The organism is Kitasatospora sp. NPDC002543, from assembly GCF_053594915.1.
Genome location: NZ_JBSFWR010000029.1, coordinates 1 through 18,946, shown reverse-complemented (window position 1 = coordinate 18,946; position 18,946 = coordinate 1). Strand labels below are relative to the sequence as shown.

The following is an 18,946-nucleotide window of genomic DNA, read 5'->3' as shown; positions in this document are numbered from 1 at the left end:
CCTGACGCACGCGGGGTGCTCAGGGCGCCTGCCGGTCAGCGGGCGACGGGGTGCGCCGGGGCGAGCGGGGCGACGGCGGCGAAGCCTTCGATCACCGCGTCGTTGGCGTCCTTCTCGCCGATGGCGACCCGGATGCCCTGCCCGGGGTAGTAGCGGACGGCCACCCCCAGGCTCTCCAGCTCCGCGCGCAGCGGGCCGTGGTCGCCGGGGGCGTCGACCCACACGAAGTTGGTCACGCTGGGCGCCACCGTCCAGCCGAGCCGCAGCAGTTCGGCCTCGGTCCGCTGCCGCTCGGCGGCGATCTCGGAGATCCGCCGGGCCATCTCGTCCTCGGCGGCGACGGCGGCGAGCAGGCCCGCCTCCTGGAGCCGGTTCACCGCGTACGGCACCTGGTGGTCCCGCACCCGCTGCGCCACGGACTCCTCCGCCAGCGCGTAGCCGATCCGCAGCGCGGCGATGCCGTGCGACTTGGACAGGGTGCGCAGCACCACCAGGTTCGGCCACCGCTCGATCCGGGCCGGCACGTCCGGGGCCTGCCAGCCCAGGGCGAAGTCGACGTACGCCTCGTCGAGCAGGATCAGCGCCGTGGACGGCACCCGGTGGAAGAACTCCGTCAGCTCGGCCCAGGAGTAGACCGTGCCGGTCGGGTTGTGCGGGTTGCACAGCACGACGATCCGGGTGCGCTCGTCCGTCCGCTCGGCCATCGCCGCCAGGTCGTGCCGGGCGTCGGGGCCGAGCGGGACCGGCCGGGCCTCGGCCCGGGCGATCTCGCAGAACAGCGGGTACGCGTCGAAGCAGGGCGCCGAGTGCACCACGTTGTCGCCGGGCTCGACGACCGCGTGGAAGAGGTCCAGCGCCACCCCCGCCGAGCCGTGGCCGACCACGACCTGGCCGGCCGGGACGCCCTGCCAGTCCGCGACGATCCCGGCGATCCGCTCGGGGCGGAAGTCCGGGTAGCGGTGCAGGTCGGCACCGGCCGCGGCCAGCGCCTCCAGCACCGACGGCAGCGGCGGGTAGGGGTGCTCGTTCTGCGCCAGCAGGTATCTGGCGCTCGACGGGGCGGCCATCAGTCGGCCTGGAGGACGTAGAGCCAGGAGTGCGGGGTGGCGAGCGCCTCGACGCGGTCGATCCGCAGGCCGGCGTCGGTGAACAGCTCCTCGTAGGTGGCCTTGGTGTGCAGCGGCACGCCCATCATCGCGTGCGCCAGCTCGAAGCCGACCGAGAAGACCGGCTGGGCGCCGTCGGAGGTGCCCGGGTCGCGCAGCATGGTGTCGCCGAGGACGAAGGTGCGGGCCTTCGGGAAGGCCTCCCGCATCCGGGTGAAGATCGAGGAGCGGGTGCTCGGGTCGGCCAGCAGGTCGTGCAGCAGGAAGAAGCTCATCACGGTGTCGACCTCGGCCACCTCGGCGGCCTCGGCGTCGTTGTCGATCTGGGTGCCGAGCAGGCCCAGCACGTCCGCGCGGACGGCGGTGACCCGGTCCTGCATGCCGGCCTCGGCGATGTCGCGGCGGGCGATGTCGGTGGCCGGGCGGCTGATGTCGATGCCCAGGCCCCGGGTGCCCTCGCGCTGCGAGACCACGCGGCGCACCCGGGCGGAGGTGCCGGAGCCGAGGTCGGCGATGGTGCGGAAGTCGATCCCGTTCAGCACGTCGGTCAGCTGCGCGGCGAACAGCGACTGGTCGCACTGGGCGGAGCCGAGGGCGACCATCGCCTCGTCGCGGAAGACGTTCTCGTCGTAGCGGTGGGTGCCGGCGCTCAGGTGGCCGGCGCGGCCGAACACGTCGTGGTAGCCGCCGACGGCCCAGGTGAAGTAGCCGCGCGCGGCGGCGACCTCCAGGCCGGCCTCGGTGGGCAGGTAGGCGTCGCCGTCGGCCTTGAGGTAGCCGTAGTCGGAGGCGGCGCGCAGCACGGCCTCGGTGCGGGCGGTGTCGCCGGCCTGGGCGGTGGCCTCGGCGGCCGTCAGCGGCTCGCCGCGGCCGATCCGCTCCAGCAGGCCGATCCGGTCCAGCGCGAAGATCACGTTGGCGGCGATGAAGCCGTTGTAGGCGTCGGTCGAGGTGATCGGCGACGGGGTGATGCCGCGCCAGGCGTCGGGGATGGCCGAGGTGGTCATGGGTGGTGTCCGTTTCTCCGTGGGCGGACCGGGTGTGGTCCGCGTGGTGTGCGCAGGTCGGTCGCCTGCGGTCGGTAGGGGTGTCGGGCCGTTGGGCGGGCGGGTCAGGAGGTCAGGCGGGCGGCGAGCAGCGGGCCGATGACGGCGAGCGCCTCGGCGCCCGTCATCGCGCCGTGGGTGCTCGGCACCTCGTGGACGTCGAGCCGGCCGCCCAGGTGCGGGCGCCAGCTCTCCGGGTCGGGGGCGTCGGCCGGCCGGTCCTTGGCGGCGGTGAAGAACAGCGCGTCGCCGTCGTAGCCGGGCAGCGGGAGCTCGTGGGACAGTTCGGCGTTGGCCTGGAAGACCGAGACCACCCGGGCCACCCCGGCGCCGCTGAGGCCGGTCAGCGGGCCCTCGCCGTCCCGGACGAGCGCGGCGTAGCCGTCCTCGTCCGCGGGCCAGGCGGTGACCTCGCCGGCCGGGTGGCCGAGCGAGTCGAGGATCACCGCGAGCTGGGCCGGGTCGTCCCGCCACCGCTCGGGCCCCGGCTCGCCGGTGCCCGGGTAGGCGTCCAGCAGGGCCAGCAGCCGGACCTCCTCGCCCTGTTCGCGCAGCAGCGCGGCGATCGCGTGGGCGACGGCCCCGCCGAAGGACCAGCCGAGCAGGGCGTACGGGCCCTCGGGCCGGACGGCGCGGATCCGCGCCAGGTAGGTCCGGGCCAGCTCCGCGACGGAGGCGGGCTGTGCGGCCGGGTCGGCCAGGCCGGGGGCCTGGAGGCCGTAGATCGGCTGCTCGGCGTCGAGGTGGCGCAGCAGGCCGGTGTAGACCCAGCTGATGCCGGCGGCCGGGTGGACGCAGAACAGCGGCGGGCGCGAGCCGCGGGTGCGGATCGGCAGCAGGACGGGGAAGGCCTCGGCGGCCGGGCCCCGGTCGAGCCGCTCGGCCAGCCGGGCGACGGTCGGCGCCTCGAACAGCGCGCGGACGCCGATCGCCTCGCCGTCGCCGACCAGCTCGCGCAGGTCCGCGACCAGCCGGCTGGCCAGCAGCGAGTGCCCGCCCAGCTCGAAGAAGTTGTCGTCGACCCCGACCTTCTCCAGTCCGAGCAGGTCGGCGAACAGGCCGCAGAGCAGCTCCTCCCGGGGGGTCGAGGGTGCCCGCCCGGTGCCGAGCCAGGCGGTGTCGGGGGCCGGCAGGGCCTTGCGGTCCACCTTGCCGTTGGCGGTCAGCGGCAGGGCGTCCAGGGCGACGACCGCCGAGGGCACCATGTAGTCCGGCAGCGAGGCGCCGACGTGGGCCCGCAGCTCGGCCTGGTCGACGGCGTGCCCGGGGCGGGCGACGGCGTAGCCGACCAGCCGGCGGTCGCCCGGTCGGTCCTCCCGGACCAGCACGAACGCCTGGGCCAGCGACGGGTGTCCGGCGAGCGCGGCCTCGATCTCGCCGGGCTCGATCCGGAAGCCGCGGATCTTCACCTGGTGGTCGGTGCGGCCCAGGTACTCCAGGGTGCCGTCGGCCTGGCGGCGGACCAGGTCGCCCGAGCGGTACATCCGGCTGCCGGGCTCGCCGTACGGGTCGGCGACGAAGCGCTCGGCGCTCTGGCCGGGCCGGTTGAGGTAGCCGCGGGCCAGGCCGGCGCCCGCGATGTACAGCTCGCCCTCGACCCCGGCCGGGACGGGCCGCAGCGCGGCGTCCAGGACGTAGAGCCGGGTGTCGAGCACGGGCCGGCCCATCGGCGGGGCGGTCCGGCCTTCGAGCGGGCCGCTCATGCTGGCGCAGACGGTGGACTCGGTCGGGCCGTAGGCGTTGACCATCCGCAGCCGGGCCGACCAGTGCTCGACCAGGTCCGGCGGGCAGGCCTCGCCGGCGACCACCAGGGTGGCGCCGCGCGGCAGGGCGTCCGGGGCGAGCACGGCCAGCGCGGTCGGCGGCAGGGTCAGGTGGGTGACGCCCTGTTCGGCGACCAGCTCCGCCAGCGAGGGGCCGGGCAGCAGCCGGTCGGCGTCGCCGAGGACGGCCCGGGCGCCGGTGAGCAGCGCCATGCCCAGCTCCCAGACGGCGGCGTCGAAGGACGGCGAGGCGAACAGCAGCACCCGGCTGTCCGGGGTGACGGCCAGGCCCCGGCGCTGGCTCTCCACCATGGCGGCGAGCCCGCTGTGGGTGACCACCACGCCCTTGGGGCGGCCGGTGGAGCCCGAGGTGTAGATGACGTACGCGGCCGAGTGCGGGGTGATCGCGGTGCCGGTGAGGTCGTGCGCCGGGTGGCCGGAGGCGTCCAGGTCCTCGATCAGCAGCCGCGGGACGGTGCTGTCGCCGAGCAGGCCGTCGACCAGGGCCGCGCTGGTGAGGACCAGCGCGGGCCGGGCGTCCGCCAGCATGTGGGCGATCCGGTCGGCCGGGTAGCGCGGGTCCAGCGGCTGGAAGACGGCGCCGGCCTTGAGCACGGCCAGCTGGGCGACGATCAGCTCGATCGAGCGCTCCAGGCCGATCGCGACGAACCGTTCGGGGCCCGCGCCGTGCTCGACCAGCAGCCGGGCGAGGCGGTTGGCGCGCTCGTTCAGCTCGCCGTAGCTGACCCGCTCGGTGCCGAAGGCGAGCGCGACGGCCTCCGGGCGGGCGGCGGCCTGCGCCTCGAAGAGCGCCGGGAAGGTGGCGAGCGGGAGGTCCTCCCGGGTGTCGTTCCAGCCGGTGAGCAGCTGCTCGCGCTCCTCGGGGGCCAGCACCTCGACCCGGCTCACGGACTGCTCCGGGTCGGCCAGCACCGAGCGCAGGACGCGCTCGAAGCGGGCGGCCGTCGCCTCGGCGGTGGCCCGGTCGAACAGGTCGACGGCGTACTCCAGGGTCAGGCCCAGCCCGGCGGGCGCGCCGGCCGCGTCGAAGCTCTCACTGAAGGCGAAGGTCAGGTCGAACTTGGCGAGGTCCGAGTCCAGTTGCTCGACCCGGGCGGGCAACCCGCCGAGACTGGTCTCCCCGGCCTCGCCGCCGGAGGTCAGCATCACCTGGCAGAGCGGGTGGCGGGCGGTCGAGCGCACCGGGTTGAGCAGCTCGACCAGCCGCTCGAAGGGCACGTCCTGGTGCTCGAAGGCGTCCAGGGTGGCGAGCCGGACGCGCTCCACCAGCTCCCGGAAGCTCGGGTCGCCGCTGGTGTCGGTGCGCAGCACCAGGGTGTTGACGAAGAAGCCGACCAGGTCCTCCAGCGCCTCCTCGGAGCGGCCGGCCACCACGGTGCCGATCGGCAGGTCGGTGCCCGCGCCGATCCGGCCCAGGGTGGTGGCCAGCGCGGCCTGCATCACCATGAACACGCTGGCCCGGCCGCGCTGCGCCGACTCGACCAGGGCGGCGTGGAGTCCGGCGTCCATCCGCAGTTCCACGGCGGCGCCGCGGCGGCTCGGGGTGGCGGGGCGCCGGCGGTCGAAGGGGAGCGCCAGCTCCTCCGGCAGGTCGGCCAGGGTGCGCTGCCAGTAGGCGAGTTGCTCGGCCAGCAGGGCGCTGGGCCGCTCGTCGGTGCCGAGCAGCTCGTGCTGCCAGAGGGTGTAGTCGGCGTACTGCACGGACAGCGGGCGCCAGCCGGGGGCGGTGCCGGCGCGGCGGGCCTCGTAGGCCTCGCCGAGGTCGCGCAGCAGCGGGACCACGGACCAGCCGTCGGTGGCGATGTGGTGCATCAGCACCAGCAGGACGTGCTCCTCGTGCGGCAGCGACAGCAGGGTGGCGCGCACCGGCAGGTCGCGGGCGAGGTCGAAGACCTGCGCACCGGCCTCGGCGAGGGCCTCGGCGAGCTCGTTCTCGTCGGCCACCGCCGCGGTGTGCAGCGGGAGTTCGGGGTGATCCAGGACCAGCTGGTGCGGCCGGCCGTCGGTGGTCGGGTAGACGGTGCGCAGCACCTCGTGGCGGTCGAGCACGTCCGCCAGGGCGGAGCGGAGGGCGGCGGCGTCGACCGGTCCGGTCAGCCGGATCGCGCACGGGGTGTTGTAGAGCGCGCTCGGGCCCTCGAACTGGTCGATGAACCACAGGCGTTGCTGCGCCGGGGAGAGCGGGACGCGCTCGGGCCGGCGGGCCGGCCGCAGGGCCGGGCGGGCGTCCGGCCGCTCGGCGGCCGGGGCGGCCAGGGCCTCGGCCAGCGCGGCCACGCTGGGGGCGTCGAACAGCGCGCGGACGGGCAGTTCGGCGCCGAGCGCGGTGCGGACGCGGCTGACCAGCTTGGTGGCGAGCAGCGAGTGGCCGCCCAGGTCGAAGAAGCTGTCGTCGATGCCGATCCGGTCCAGCCCGAGGACGTCGGTGAACAGTTCGCAGAGCGCGCGCTCGGTGTCGGTGCGCGGGGCGCGGCCCTCGGCGGCCCCGGCCCAGTCGGGGGCGGGCAGGGCGCGGCGGTCCACCTTGCCGTTGGCCGTCACCGGGAGGGCGTCGAGGACGACCACGGCGGCCGGGAGCATGTAGCTGGGCAGGCTGTCGGCGACGGCGGCGCGCAGTTCGGCGGGGGTGCTCCCGCCGGTGCCGGTGACGGTCGCGTACACCACCAGGCGCTTGTCGCCCGGCTGGTCCTCGCGGACCACGGCGAAGGCCTGGCCGACGTCCGGCAGGGCGGTGAACGCGCCCTCCACCTCGCCGAGTTCGATCCGGAAGCCGCGGATCTTCACCTGGTCGTCGGCCCGGCCGAGGAACTCCAGCACGCCGTCGGCGGTCCAGCGGACCAGGTCGCCGGTGCGGTACATCCGGCTGCCGGGCTCGCCGAACGGGCAGGCCACGAAGCGCTCGGAGGTCAGTCCGGGACGGCCGACGTAGCCGCGGGCCAGGCCGGCCCCGGCGAGGTACAGCTCGCCCGCCACCCCGGCCGGCACCGGGCGCAGCGCGGTGTCCAGCACGTACGGCCGGGTGTTGTTCAGCGGCCGCCCGATCGGCACCACGGCGGGGACGGGCTCGCCCGGGCGCATGGTGAAGGTGGTCTTGATGGCGGTGGTCTCGGTGGGCGCGTACACCGCGACGACGTCGGTGTCCGGGCAGGCCCGGTGGATCCGGCGCACCGACTCCGGGGGGACGACGTCGCCGCCGGTCCACACCTGGCGGACGTCGCGGAACGCGGCCGGGTCCTCGTCGGCCATCAGCCGCAGCAGGCCGGACGGGGCCTGGACCAGGGTCACCCGGTGGGTGGTGACGGTCTCGGCGAGGCGGCGGATGTCCAGTTCGCCGGGCTCGGCGAGCACGATCGCCCCGCCGGTCACCAGCGGCGCCCAGATCTCGGTGGTGGAGGCGTCGAAGGCGGTGGGGGAGTGCAGCAGCACGCGTTCGTGGTGGCCGGCCCGGAAGTGCGGGTTGCCGAGCAGGTCGACCACGTTGCGGTGGGTCACGGCGACGCCCTTGGGCACCCCGGTCGAGCCCGAGGTGTACATCACGTAGACCAGCTGGCCGGGCAGCACCGGCAGGGCCGGGTCGCCGGCCGCGGGGGCGTCGGCGAGCAGCGCGTCGGTGACCTCGACGGTGGCGAAGCCCTCGGTGGCGAGCACCGGGTGGCCCCGGTGGGCCAGGTCGGTCAGCAGCAGGGCGGTGCGGGTGTCGGCGAGGATGTGCTGGAGGCGGTCCAGCGGGTAGCGGTCGTCCAGCGGGACGTAGGTGCCGCCCGCCTTGGCGATCGCGAGGACGGCGGTGAGCAGGGCGGCGGAGCGCTCCATCAGCACGGCGACCGGCTGTTCGGTGGTCAGACCGCTTTCCAGCAGCAGGGCGGCGAGCCGGTTGGCGCGGTCGTTCAGTTCGGCGTAGTCGAGCCGTTCGGCGCCGGAGACCAGGGCGAGGGCGTCGGGGGTGGCGGCGGCCTGGGCCTCGAACAGCCGGGGCAGGCTCCGCTCGGCGACGGCCGCGGCCGGTCCGTTCCAGCCGGTGAGCAGCTGTTCGCGCTCGGCCGGGGCGAGGATCCCGATGGTGCCGATCGGCGCGTCCGGGGCGGCCACGGCGGCGCGCAGCACGCGCACCAGCCGCTCGGCGAGGGAGACGGCGGTGGCGTGGTCGAAGAGGTCGGCCGCGTAGTCGACGGCGCCGCGCACGCCCAGGCAGGTGCCGTCGGCCGCGAGCCGCTCGACGAAGTTGAAGTTGAGGTCGAACTGGGCCTGGGCCTCGCCGGTCTCGACCGGGGTGCCGGTCGCGGCGCCGAAGGCGAGGTCCCCGGCCCGTTCCGCGTTCAGGGTGACGACGGTCTGGAAGAGCGGGTGGCGGGCGGGGGTGCGGGTCGGGTTGAGGTGTTCGACCAGGCGCTCGAAGGGGATGTCCTGGTGGTCGTAGGCGTCCAGGTCGGTGCGGCGGACGCGGTCCAGCAGCTCCCGGAAGGTCGGGTCGCCGCCGGTGTCGGTGCGCAGCGGCAGGGTGTTGACGAAGAAGCCGACCAGGTCGTCCAGGGCCTCGTCGGTGCGGCCGGCCACCGGGGTGCCGAGCGGCAGGTCGGTGCCGGCGCCCAGGCGGGTGTAGAGGACGGCGACCGCGGCCTGCAGCGCCATGAACAGGCTGGCGTGCCGGCCGGAGGCCAACTCGGTCAGCGCGCCGTGCAGTTCGGCGTCCAGCTCGAAGTCGGCGGCGCCGCCGCGGTGGCTCGGCCGGCTCGGGCGGGGACGGTCGTAGGGGAGCGCCAGCTCCTCCGGAAGGCCGGACAACGCCTGCTTCCAGTGGGCGAGTTGCAGGGAGACGACGCTCTCCGGGTCGTCCTCCTCGCCGAGCAGCTCGCGCTGCCAGAGGGTGTAGTCGGCGTACTGCACCGGCAGCGGCTCCCACTGCGGGCCGGTGCCGGCCAGCCGGGCCCGGTAGGCCTCGGCGAGGTCGCGGAAGAGCGGCCCGACCGACCAGCCGTCGCTGGCGATGTGGTGGGTGAGCAGCAGCAGGACGTGCTCGCCCGGCGCGGGCAGGGCGTACAGCCAGGCCCGGAGCGGGAGGTCCCGGGAGAGGTCGAAGACGTGCCCGGCGGCCGCGCTCATCAGCTCCCGCAGCTCGGCCTCGCCGGCCACCGGCACCCGGTGCAGCGGCGGGCGCCCCTCGGGAAGGATGTGCTGGTGGGGCCGGCCGTCGGCGGTGGGGAAGACGGTGCGCAGCACCTCGTGCCGGTCCACCACGTCCCCGAGCGCGCCCTCGAGGGCGGCGGCGTCGAGTTCACCGGTCAGCCGGAGGGCGAACGGAGTGTTGTAGAGGGCGCTCCGGCCCTCGAACTGTTCGATGAACCAGAGCCGCTGCTGGGCGAACGACAACGGGATCAAGGTCTGCCTCCGACTGGCGACGTACGGCTGCTGTGGCTGGTGGTGCTGCTCTGACGGGTGGGGCCGGGCGGTCGTGCGGCGGGGCGGGCCGCCGCCGGTGGGCGGCCCGCGTCCCGCCGCCGGTCAGGCCTGCGGGCGGCGCATCGGGCGCAGGGCCGGACGGGCCTTCTTCGGCGCGGGCGCCTGCTCTCCGCCGGGCAGGGCGGCGGCGAGGGCGGCGACCGTGGGCGAGTCGAACAGGGTGCGGATCGGCAGCTCCGCGCCGAGGGTGGCGCGGATGCGGCTGACCAGCCGGGTGGCGAGCAGGGAGTGGCCGCCGAGGTCGAAGAACCGGTCGTCGATGCTGACCGTCGGCACGCCCAGCACCTCGGCGAACAGGGCGCACAGCTCCCGCTCGCGCTCGGTGCGCGGGGCGCGGCCCTCGGCCGCCCCGGCGTACTCGGGCGCGGGCAGGGCCTTGCGGTCGACCTTGCCGTTGGCCGTCACCGGCAGGCTGTCCAGGACGACCACCGCGGCCGGGAGCATGTAGGCGGCGAGGCGGTCCGCGACGAAGGCGAGCAGTTCCCCGCCGGTGGCCTTGCCGGTGGCGTACACCACCAGGCGCTTGTCGCCCGGCTGGTCCTCGCGGACCACCGCGAGCGCCTGGCCGACGCTCCCGTGGGCGGTGAACGCGGCCTCCACCTCGCCGAGTTCGATCCGGAAGCCGCGGATCTTCACCTGGTCGTCGGCCCGGCCGAGGAACTCCAGGACGCCGTCCGCCGTCCAACGGGCGAGGTCGCCGGTGCGGTACATCCGGCTGCCGACGCCGTCGAAGGGGCAGGCCACGAAGCGCTCGGAGGTCAGCCCGGGGCGGTCGACGTAGCCGCGGGCCAGGCCGGCCCCGGCGATGTACAGCTCGCCCGCCACCCCGGCCGGCACCGGCTGGAGTCCGGCGTCCAGCACGTACAGCCGGGTGTTGGCCAGCGGGCGCCCGATCGGCACCGTGCCCGGCACCGCCGCGGCGTCCGGCATCGGGTACTGGGTGGCGCACAGGGTGGTCTCGGTCGGCCCGTAGAGCGCCCGCACGGCGATCCCCGGGACGGCCTCCAGGACCCGGCGCACGGCCGGGGCGGAGACCACGTCGCCGCCGGTCAGCACCTCGCGCACACCGGCGAAGATGCCCGGGTCCTCCTCCGCGATGACCCGGAACAGGCCCGCGGTGACGTGCACGTGGGTGAGCGCGTGGACCCGGACCAGCTCGCGGATGGCGGCCGCGTCGAGGTCGCCGGGCGGCGCGACGACCACCCGGCCGCCGGAGAGCAGCGGCACCCAGATCTCGTAGGTCGAGGCGTCGAAGGCGTGCGGCGCGTGGAACAGCACCCGCAGGCCCTCGTCGTGCCGCCAGCACGGGTCGGTGGCGAGCTGCACCACGTCCCGGTGGCTGATCGCGATGCCCTTGGGCTCCCCGGTGGAGCCGGAGGTGAACATCACGTACGCGAGCTGCTCCGGGTGGGGCGCGGTCCGCTCGGCGCGCCGCTCGCGCGGGCCGTCGAACCAGCCCTCGGTGAGCGGCAGGACGGGGCAGGGGGCGTCGGCGGCCAGCGGGTGGTCGCGGTGCGCCCCGTCGACCAGGACGAGGGCGGCGGCCGTCCCGGCGGTGATCCGCCGCAGCCGTTCGGCCGGGTGCCGGTCGTCCAGCGGGACGTAGCAGCCGCCCGCCTTGGCCACCGCGAGGATCGCCGTCAGCAGGTCGGCGGAGCGGTCCATCAGCAGGACCACCGGCGTCTCGGCGCCGACCCCGGCGGCGGCCAGGCGGACGGCCAGGTGCTCGGCCCGGGAGTCCAGTTCGGCGTAGCTGAGGGTGCCGTGCTCGGAGACCACGGCCGGCGCGTCGGGGGTGGCCGCGGCCCGCGCCTCGAACAGCTCGGGCAGGGTCGCGTCCGGGACGGGCGAGGCGGTGTCGTTCCAGCCGGTGAGCAGCTGCTCGCGCTCGGCCGGGGCGAGGATCCCGATGGTGCCGATCGGCGCGTCCGGGGCGGCCGCGGCGGCGTCCAGCACCCGCAGCAGCCGCTCGGCGAGGGAGGCGGCGGTGGCGTGGTCGAAGAGGTCGACGGCGTACTCGAGCGCCACCGTCAGGCCCGCCCCGGGGCCCTGCTCGGTGAAGCGGAAGGAGAGGTCGAACTTGGCCACGTCCAGTTCGAAGGGGTGCTCCGCGCAGCCCAGGCCGCCGAAGGAGGCGGGGACGGTGACCCGGCTCTCCAGGGCCACCAGGGTCTGGAAGAGCGGGTGGCGGGCGGGGGTGCGGGTCGGGTTGAGCTGTTCGACCAGGCGCTCGAAGGGGATGTCCTGGTGGTCGTAGGCGTCCAGGTCGGCGCGCCGGACGCGGTCGAGCAGCTCCCGGAAGGTCGGGTCGCCGCCGGTGTCGGTGCGCAGCGGCAGGGTGTTGACGAAGAAGCCGACCAGGTCGTCCAGGGCCTCGTCGGTGCGGCCGGCCACCGGGGTGCCGAACGGCAGGTCGGTGCCGGCGCCCAGGCGGGTGTAGAGGACGGCGACCGCGGCCTGCAGCGCCATGAACAGGCTGGCGTTCTGCGCCGCCGCCAACTCGACGAGGGAGCCGTGCAGTTCGGCGTCGACGGCGACCTCCACCAGGCCGCCCCGGTGCCCCGGCGTGGCCGGGCGCGGACGGTCGTAGGGGAGTGCCAGCTCCTCCGGGGCGTCGGCCAGGGCCTGCTGCCAGTAAGCGAGTTGGTCGGTCAGCAGGGTGCTGGGCCGCTCGTCGGTGCCGAGCAGCTCGCGCTGCCAGAGGGTGTAGTCGGCGTACTGCACCGGCAGCGGCGCACGGGTGGGCGCGGAGCCGGCGCGGCGGGCCTCGTAGGCCTCGGCGAGGTCGCGGAAGAGCGGCCCGACCGACCAGCCGTCGCTGGCGATGTGGTGCATCAGCACCAGCAGGACGTGCTCCTCGTGCGGCAGCGACAGCAGGGTGGCGCGCACCGGCAGGTCGTGGGCGAGGTCGAAGACCTCCTCGCCGGCCGCGACCAGCGCGGTCCGCAGCTCGGACTCGTCGGCCACCCGCACCTGGTGCAGGGGCAACTCGTCGGCGCTGACGACGCGTTGGTGCGGCTGCCCGTCGACGGTCGGGAAGACGGTGCGCAGCACCTCGTGCCGCCGCACCACGTCCCGGACGGCCAGCTCCAGGGCGGGCAGGTCGACGGCGCCGGTGAGCCGGACCGCGACGGGGGTGTTGTAGAGCGCGCTGGGGCCCTCGAACTGCTCGATGAACCAAAGGCGTTGCTGCGCCGAGGAGAGCGGCACCCGCTCGGGCCGCTCGGCCGGCCGCAGGGCCGGACGGGCCGCCGCGGAGTCGGGCAGCGCGGCGGCCAGCAGGGCCACCGTCGGGTTGTCGAAGAGGGCGCGGATCGGCAGTTCGGCGCCGAGGCCGGCCCGGATCCGGCTGATCAGCTTGGTGGCCAGCAGGGAGTGGCCGCCGCGGTCGAAGAAGTTGTCGTCGATGCTGATCCGGGCCAGCCCGAGGACCTCGGCGAACAGCCCGCACAGGGCCTGCTCGGCGGCGGTGCGCGGCGCGCGCCCGCCGTCGGCGCCGCTGTAGTCGGGGGCGGGCAGGGCCTTGCGGTCCACCTTGCCGTTGGGGTTCACCGGCAGTTCGTCGAGGACGACGATCGCGGCCGGCAGCATGTAGCCGGGCAGCCGGTCGGTGACGAAGTCGCGCAGCTCCTCGGCCCGTACCTCGCCGGTGACGTACGCGACCAGGCGCTTGTCGCCGGGCTGGTCCTGGCGGACCGCCGCGCAGACCTGGCCGACCGCCGGGTGGGCGGTGAACGCCGCCTCCACCTCGCCGAGTTCGATCCGGAAGCCGCGCAGCTTGACCTGGTCGTCCGCTCGGCCGACGAACTCCAGTTCGCCCGCGGGCGTCCAGCGCACCACGTCGCCGGTGCGGTACATCCGGCCGCCGGGCTCGCCGAACGGGCAGGCCACGAAGCGCTCGGAGGTCAGCCCCGGGCGGCGGACGTAGCCGCGGGCCAGGCCGTTGCCGCCGATGTACAGCTCGCCGGCCACGCCGACCGGCACCGGGCGCAGTCCGGCGTCCAGCACGTACAGCCGGTTGTTGGGCAGCGGCCGGCCGATCGGCACGACGGCCGGCACCTCGGCGGCCGAGGTCATCGGGAAGTGCGTGGCGAAGGTGGTCGTCTCGGTCGGCCCGTAGACGTTGACCAGCCGCAGCCCGGGGCAGCTGTCCAGCACCCGGCGCATGGCGGCCGGCGAGGCGATGTCCCCGCCCGTCCACACCTCGTGCAGCCCGGCGAAGGTCTCCGGGGCCTCGGCGGCCAGCACGTTGAACAGACCGACGCTGATCCAGGCGGAGGTGGTGCGCTCGTGGCCGATCACCGCCGCCAGCTCGGCGATGCCGAGCCGGCCGGCCGGAGCGATCACCAGCTGGCCGCCGGAGAGCAGCGGGGTCCAGATCTCGTAGGTGGAGGCGTCGAAGGCGGAGGGCGCGTGCACCGGCAGCCGCTCGTGACCGCCGCCGGTGAACTGCCCGCCGAGCGCGAGGTCCACCACGCCGCGGTGGGTGACGGCGATGCCCTTGGGCACGCCGGTCGAGCCGGAGGTGTGCATCACGTACACCAACTGGTCGGCGTGCTGCGGCAGTCCGAGGTTCCCGGGGTGCTCCTCGGCGTCCGGGGCGAGGACCGTCAGCCCGGCCAGCGCGGGGTGTGCGCGGTGCGCGGCGTCGGCCAGCACCAGGACGGCCCCGGCGTCCGCGAGCACGGTGCGCAGTCGGTCGGCCGGCTGGGCGTCGTCCAGCGGCACGTAGAGGCCGCCGGCCTTGAGGACGGCGAGGATCGCGACCACCTGGGCGGCCGAGCGGTCGATCATCAGCGCGACCGGCGTCTCCCGGACGACCCCGGCCTCGACCAGCCGCAGCGCCAGGCCGTTGGCCCGGGCGTTGAGCTGGGCGTAGGTGAGCTCGGCGTCCTCGGCGGTGAGCGCGATCGCGTCCGGGGTCGCGGCCGCGCGGGCCTCGAACAGCTCGGGCAGCGAGCCCTCCGGCAGCGGGGTGGTGGTGCCGCTCCACCGGGTGACCAGCTCGGCGCGCTCGTCCGCGGTCAACACCTCGACGGTGCCGACGAGTTCGGCCGGGTCGGCGACGATCCGGTCGAGCAGGGCGAGGAAGCGGTCCAGCAGGGTGCGGGCCTGCTCCGCGGTGAAGGCGTCCGGCTGGTGGTCGAGGCGCAGCTGGAGGCCGTCGCCCGGGGTGAGGGCCAGCACCAGCGGGTAGTGGGCGCTGTCGACGTCCTCGACCAGGGCGACGCGGGTGGCGCCGCTCGGGTCCGCGTCGTCCAGCGCGGACGGGTCCGGGTAGTTGCCGTACACCGTGACGGTGTCGAACAGGCTGCCCACGCCTGCGAGTTGCTGGATCTCGGTGAGGCTGAGGTGCTGGTGGTCCAGCAGCGCGGACTGCTCGTGCTGCAGCCGCAGCAGCAGCTGGCCCCAGCTCTCCGCCTGGTCCAGGCGCACCCGCACCGGCACGGTGTTGATGAGCAGGCCCATCATCCGCTCCACGCCCGGCAGGTCGTGCGGCCGGCCGGAGACGGTGGTGCCGAACAGCACGTCCTCGCGCCCGGTGAGCCGGGTCAGCAGCACGCCCCAGGCCGCCTGGACCAGGGTGTTGAGGGTGACGCCGTAGCGGCGGGCGGTGCGGGCGAGGGCCTCGGTGGTCTCCGGGGTGAGCCCGGTGTGCAGGCGCAGCGGCAGCTGCGGGGTGGCCGCCGACCGGCCGGGGGCGAGCAGGGTGGGCTCGTCGGCGCCGGCCAGGGCCTGGGCCCAGGCGGCGCGGGCGGCCGCGCCGTCGCGCCGGGTGATCCAGCGCAGGTACTCGCGGTACGGGGCCGCCGGGGCGAGCGGCTGCTCGAAGTACAGGCCCCACAGCTCCTCGGCGAACAGCGGGGTGGACCAGCCGTCCAGCAGGATGTGGTGCGCGGAGGCGATCAGCTGGTGGCGCCCGGGCGCGAGCGTGAGCAGGGTGTAGCGCAGCAGCGGCGGGCGGTCGAGGTCGAAGCGGCGGCCGTACTCGGCGGCGGCGATCCGGGCGGCCTCCGCGGACGGGTCGGCGTGGGCGCTCAGGTCGAGGACGGTGAAGGGCAGCTCGACGCCGTCGGGGACGACCTGCACCGGCGGCCCGTCGTGCCGCTGGTGGAACGCGGCCTTCAGGTTCGGCTGGCGGGTCAGCAGCGCCTCGGCGGCGGCGCGCAGTCGGGCGGCGTCCACCGGGCCGGTGAGGTCGAAGGTCACGACCGAGGTGTAGACGTCCGCGCCCTCGGCGTCGTACGCCGAGTGGAAGGCCATGCCCTGCTGGAGCGGCGAGGTGGGCCAGACGTCCGCCAGGCGGGCCGGGGCGTGGTGGGCGGCGAGCCCGTCCAGCTCCTCCTGGGTGAGCGCGACCAGCGGGAAGTCGGAGGGGGTGTGCCCGCCGGCGTCCGGCCGTTCGGCGTGCTCGGCGAGCGCGGTCAGCGCGGCGAACCAGGCCTCGGCGAAGGCGCGCACCCGCTCCTCGGAGAGCAGCCCGCCGGCGTACGACCACTGGGCGACCAGCAGCGGGCCCTGCGGGGTGTCCACGGTGGTGGCGTCCAGGCCGAGCACCCGGCCGAGCGCCAGGCCGTGCGCGGCGCCCTCGGACATCGCCTCGGTGCCGGCCAGCACGTCCTCGGCGGTGACGCCCTCGGGTGCGAAGCGGCCCAGGTAGTTGAACTCGATCTGCGGGTCGGCGTGGCCGGCGAGGACGGCGGCGGTGTCCGGGTTGAGGTGGCGCAGCAGGCCGAAGCCGATGCCGTTGTCCGGGACGGCGCGCAGCTGCTCCTTCACCCGGCCCAGGGCGCGGCCGAGTCCGGGGCCGGCCGCGGTGACCTCGGACCAGTCCAGAGCCCCGGGGGCGAGCCGGACGGGGTATACGGAGGTGAACCAGCCGGCGGTGCGGTGCAGGTCGACGCCCTCGACGACCTCCTCGCGGCCGTGGCCCTCGACGGTGACCAGCACGGCGCCGTCGGGCCCGGTGGTCTCCCGGCCCCGCCAGTGGCCGAGGGCCAGTGCGAGACCGGTCAGCAGCACGTCGTTGACCTGGGCGTGGTAGGCGGCGGTGACCTTGGTGAGCAGCGCCCGGGTGGTCGCGGCGGGCAGCACGAGCCGCAGCTGTCCCTCGGTGGCGTAGGTGTCCAGGGCCGGGTCCAGCGGGCGGTCGCCGAGCAGCGGGTCCGGGGTGGCCAGGGCGGCCTGCCAGAGCGGGAGTTCGGCGGCCCGGCGGTCGGTCCGCGCCTCGGCGCCGAGCCGCTGGGCCCAGCGGCGGAAGGAGGTGGGCACCGGCGCGAGCTCGACGGCGCGGCCCTCGCGGAGCGCGGCGAGCGCGCCGAGCAGGTCCTCCTCGACGATGCGCCAGGTGACGCCGTCCACCACCAGGTGGTGGATCACCAGCAGCAGCTGGGAGGGCAGTGCGGGGCCGCTGTCGAAGTGCACCGCCCGGACCATCCGGCCGTCCTCGGGCGACAGCCGCTCCCGGGCGGCCCCGGTCGCGGAGCGCAGCGCCCCGGCGGTGGCCGGGCCCTCGACCCGGCTCAGCACCTCGGCGGCGGCGACGGCGCCGGGCTCGGGCACGTGCAGCGTCCAGGGGCGCTCGGCGAGCGGGGAGGTGCGGGCGCGGAACAGGTCGTGGTGGTCGAGCAGGGCCTGGACGGCGGTGGCCAGGTGCTCCCGGGCGGTGCCGGCCGGCAGGGTGAGCACGGTGGACTGGTAGAAGCTCTCGACCTCGCCGTGCTGGGCGGCCAGCCAGTGCACGATGGGCGTCGCCGGCACCTCGCCGAGGCCGGCCCCGGCGGGCTCGATCACGACGGGCCCCTCCAGCGGACGGGCGATCCGCGCCAGTGCCTCGACGGTCGGGGCGAGGAACACCTCGCGCGGGGTGAGCTGGAGGCCCGCGTGCCGGGCTCGGGAGACCAGCTGGATGGCGACGATGGAGTCCCCGCCGAGCTCGAAGAAGGAGTCGGTGACGCCCACCCGGGGCAGCCCCAGCACCTCGCCGAACAGCCGGACCAGGGTGTGCTCCAGCTCGCCGGCGGGGGCGCGGCCGTCCTCCTCGCCGGCGCCGAACACCGGCGCGGGCAGGGCGCGCTTGTCGACCTTGCCGTTGGGCGTGAGCGGCAGCCGGTCGAGCACCACGACGGTGGGCACCATGTGGTCGGGCAGCCGCTCGGCGCAGTACGCCCGCAGCTCGGCCGGGTCGGCGGTGCCGACGGTGTAGCCGACCAGGCGGCGCTCGCCCGGGCGGTCCTCGCGGACCAGCACCACGGCCTGGCACACCCCGGGGTGGGCGGAGAGGGTCTGCTCGATCTCGCCGAGCTCCACCCGGAAGCCGCGGATCTTCACCTGGTCGTCGGCCCGGCCGAGGAAGTCCAGCTGGCCGTCCGGGCGGTAGCTGCCGAGGTCGCCGGTGCGGTACATGCGGTCGCCGGGCTCGCCGTACGGGTCGGCCACGAAGCGCTCGGCGGTCAGGCCGGGGCGGTTCAGGTAGCCGCGGGCCAGGTGCGGGCCGGCCAGGTACAGCTCGCCCACGGTGCCCGGTTCGACCGGGCGCAGCCGCTCGTCCAGCACGTGGATGCGCACGTCCCGGCAGGGCCGGCCGATCGGGGGCTGCTCCTCACCGGTCAGCGGCTCGCTCATGGAGACGATGACGGTGGCCTCGGTCGGCCCGTAGCTGTTGAGCATCAGCCTGCCGCGGCCGCAGCGGGCGGCCAGCTCGCGGGAGACCGCCTCGCCGCCACCGATCAGGGTGCGCAGCGAGGGCATCGGCAGGTCGGGCAGGGTGGAGATCATCGCGGTGGCGACGTCGGCGTGGGTGACGCCGAACCGGTCGATCAGGGCGGCCAGCGGCTCGCCGACCAGCTGGCTCTGCTCGCGGGGCAGGACGAGCGCGGCGCCGGTGGTGAGCGCCACGCACAGGTCGGAGACCGAGACGTCGAAGCTGAGCGAGGAGGCCTGGAGCACCCGGCTGCCGGGGCCGACCCCGGTGGCGGCGACCTGGGTGGCGACCATGCTGGGCAGCCCGGTGTGGGTGACGGCCACGCCCTTGGGCACGCCGGTGGAGCCGGAGGTGTAGATGACGTACGCGGTGTTCGGCGCGCTCACCGGCCGCACCCGCTCGGCGGCGGTGAAGGGGTCGGCGGGCAGGGCGTCGAGCGCGGCGAGGTGCTCGGGCGAGTCGAGCAGCAGCCGGGGGGCGCCGGTCTCGGGCAGCTGCCCGGCGGCCTCGGTGGTGGTCAGCACCAGGGCGGCGCGGGAGTCGGTCAGCATGTGGCGCAGCCGCTCGGCCGGGTAGGCCGGGTCGGCGGGCAGCCAGGCGGCGCCGGTCTTGGCGACGGCGAGGATCGCGGCGACCGCCTCGGGGGACTTCGGCAGGGCCAGCGCGACGACGTCCTCGGTGCCCAGGCCGCGGGCGGCCAGCACCCGGGCCAGCCGGTTGGCCCGGGCGTCGAGTTCGGCGTAGCCGAGGGTGGTGCCCTCGGCGTACAGCGCGGGGGCGTCCGGGGTGCGGGCGACCTGGGCGTCGACCAGCTCGGTGAGGGTCGGGCGGGCGTCGGGGCGGGCCGCG

General features: G+C 75.7%; 3 protein-coding genes and 1 pseudogene. All 4 read right to left on the bottom strand.

What is annotated here, in order from left to right; genetic code table 11:
* Nucleotides 1-35 precede the first annotated feature (35 nt).
* Complete coding sequence (locus tag ACWD4P_RS15105; protein WP_359826552.1) at nt 36-1,067, bottom strand: pyridoxal phosphate-dependent aminotransferase; 1,032 nt, start codon at nt 1,065-1,067, stop codon at nt 36-38.
* Complete coding sequence (locus ACWD4P_RS15100; protein WP_359826549.1) at nt 1,067-2,113, bottom strand: class I SAM-dependent methyltransferase; 1,047 nt, start codon at nt 2,111-2,113, stop codon at nt 1,067-1,069. The genes ACWD4P_RS15105 and ACWD4P_RS15100 overlap by 1 nt, the downstream gene beginning before the upstream one ends.
* 104 nt (nt 2,114-2,217) lie before the next feature.
* Nucleotides 2,218-9,312: pseudogene (locus tag ACWD4P_RS15095) on the bottom strand (amino acid adenylation domain-containing protein); the annotation flags it as partial.
* A 123-nt stretch (nt 9,313-9,435) separates the two neighbouring features.
* The coding region (locus tag ACWD4P_RS15090) for an amino acid adenylation domain-containing protein (protein WP_449779890.1) at nt 9,436-18,946 on the bottom strand (9,511 nt) is incomplete at its 5' end.

What these genes read in the sequence shown, in the direction of transcription:
- ACWD4P_RS15100 (WP_359826549.1), bottom strand. Translation starts at nt 2,113, where the DNA reads ATGACCACCTCGGCCATCCCCGACGCCTGGCGCGGCATCACCCCGTCG.
- ACWD4P_RS15105 (WP_359826552.1), bottom strand. Translation starts at nt 1,067, where the DNA reads ATGGCCGCCCCGTCGAGCGCCAGATACCTGCTGGCGCAGAACGAGCAC.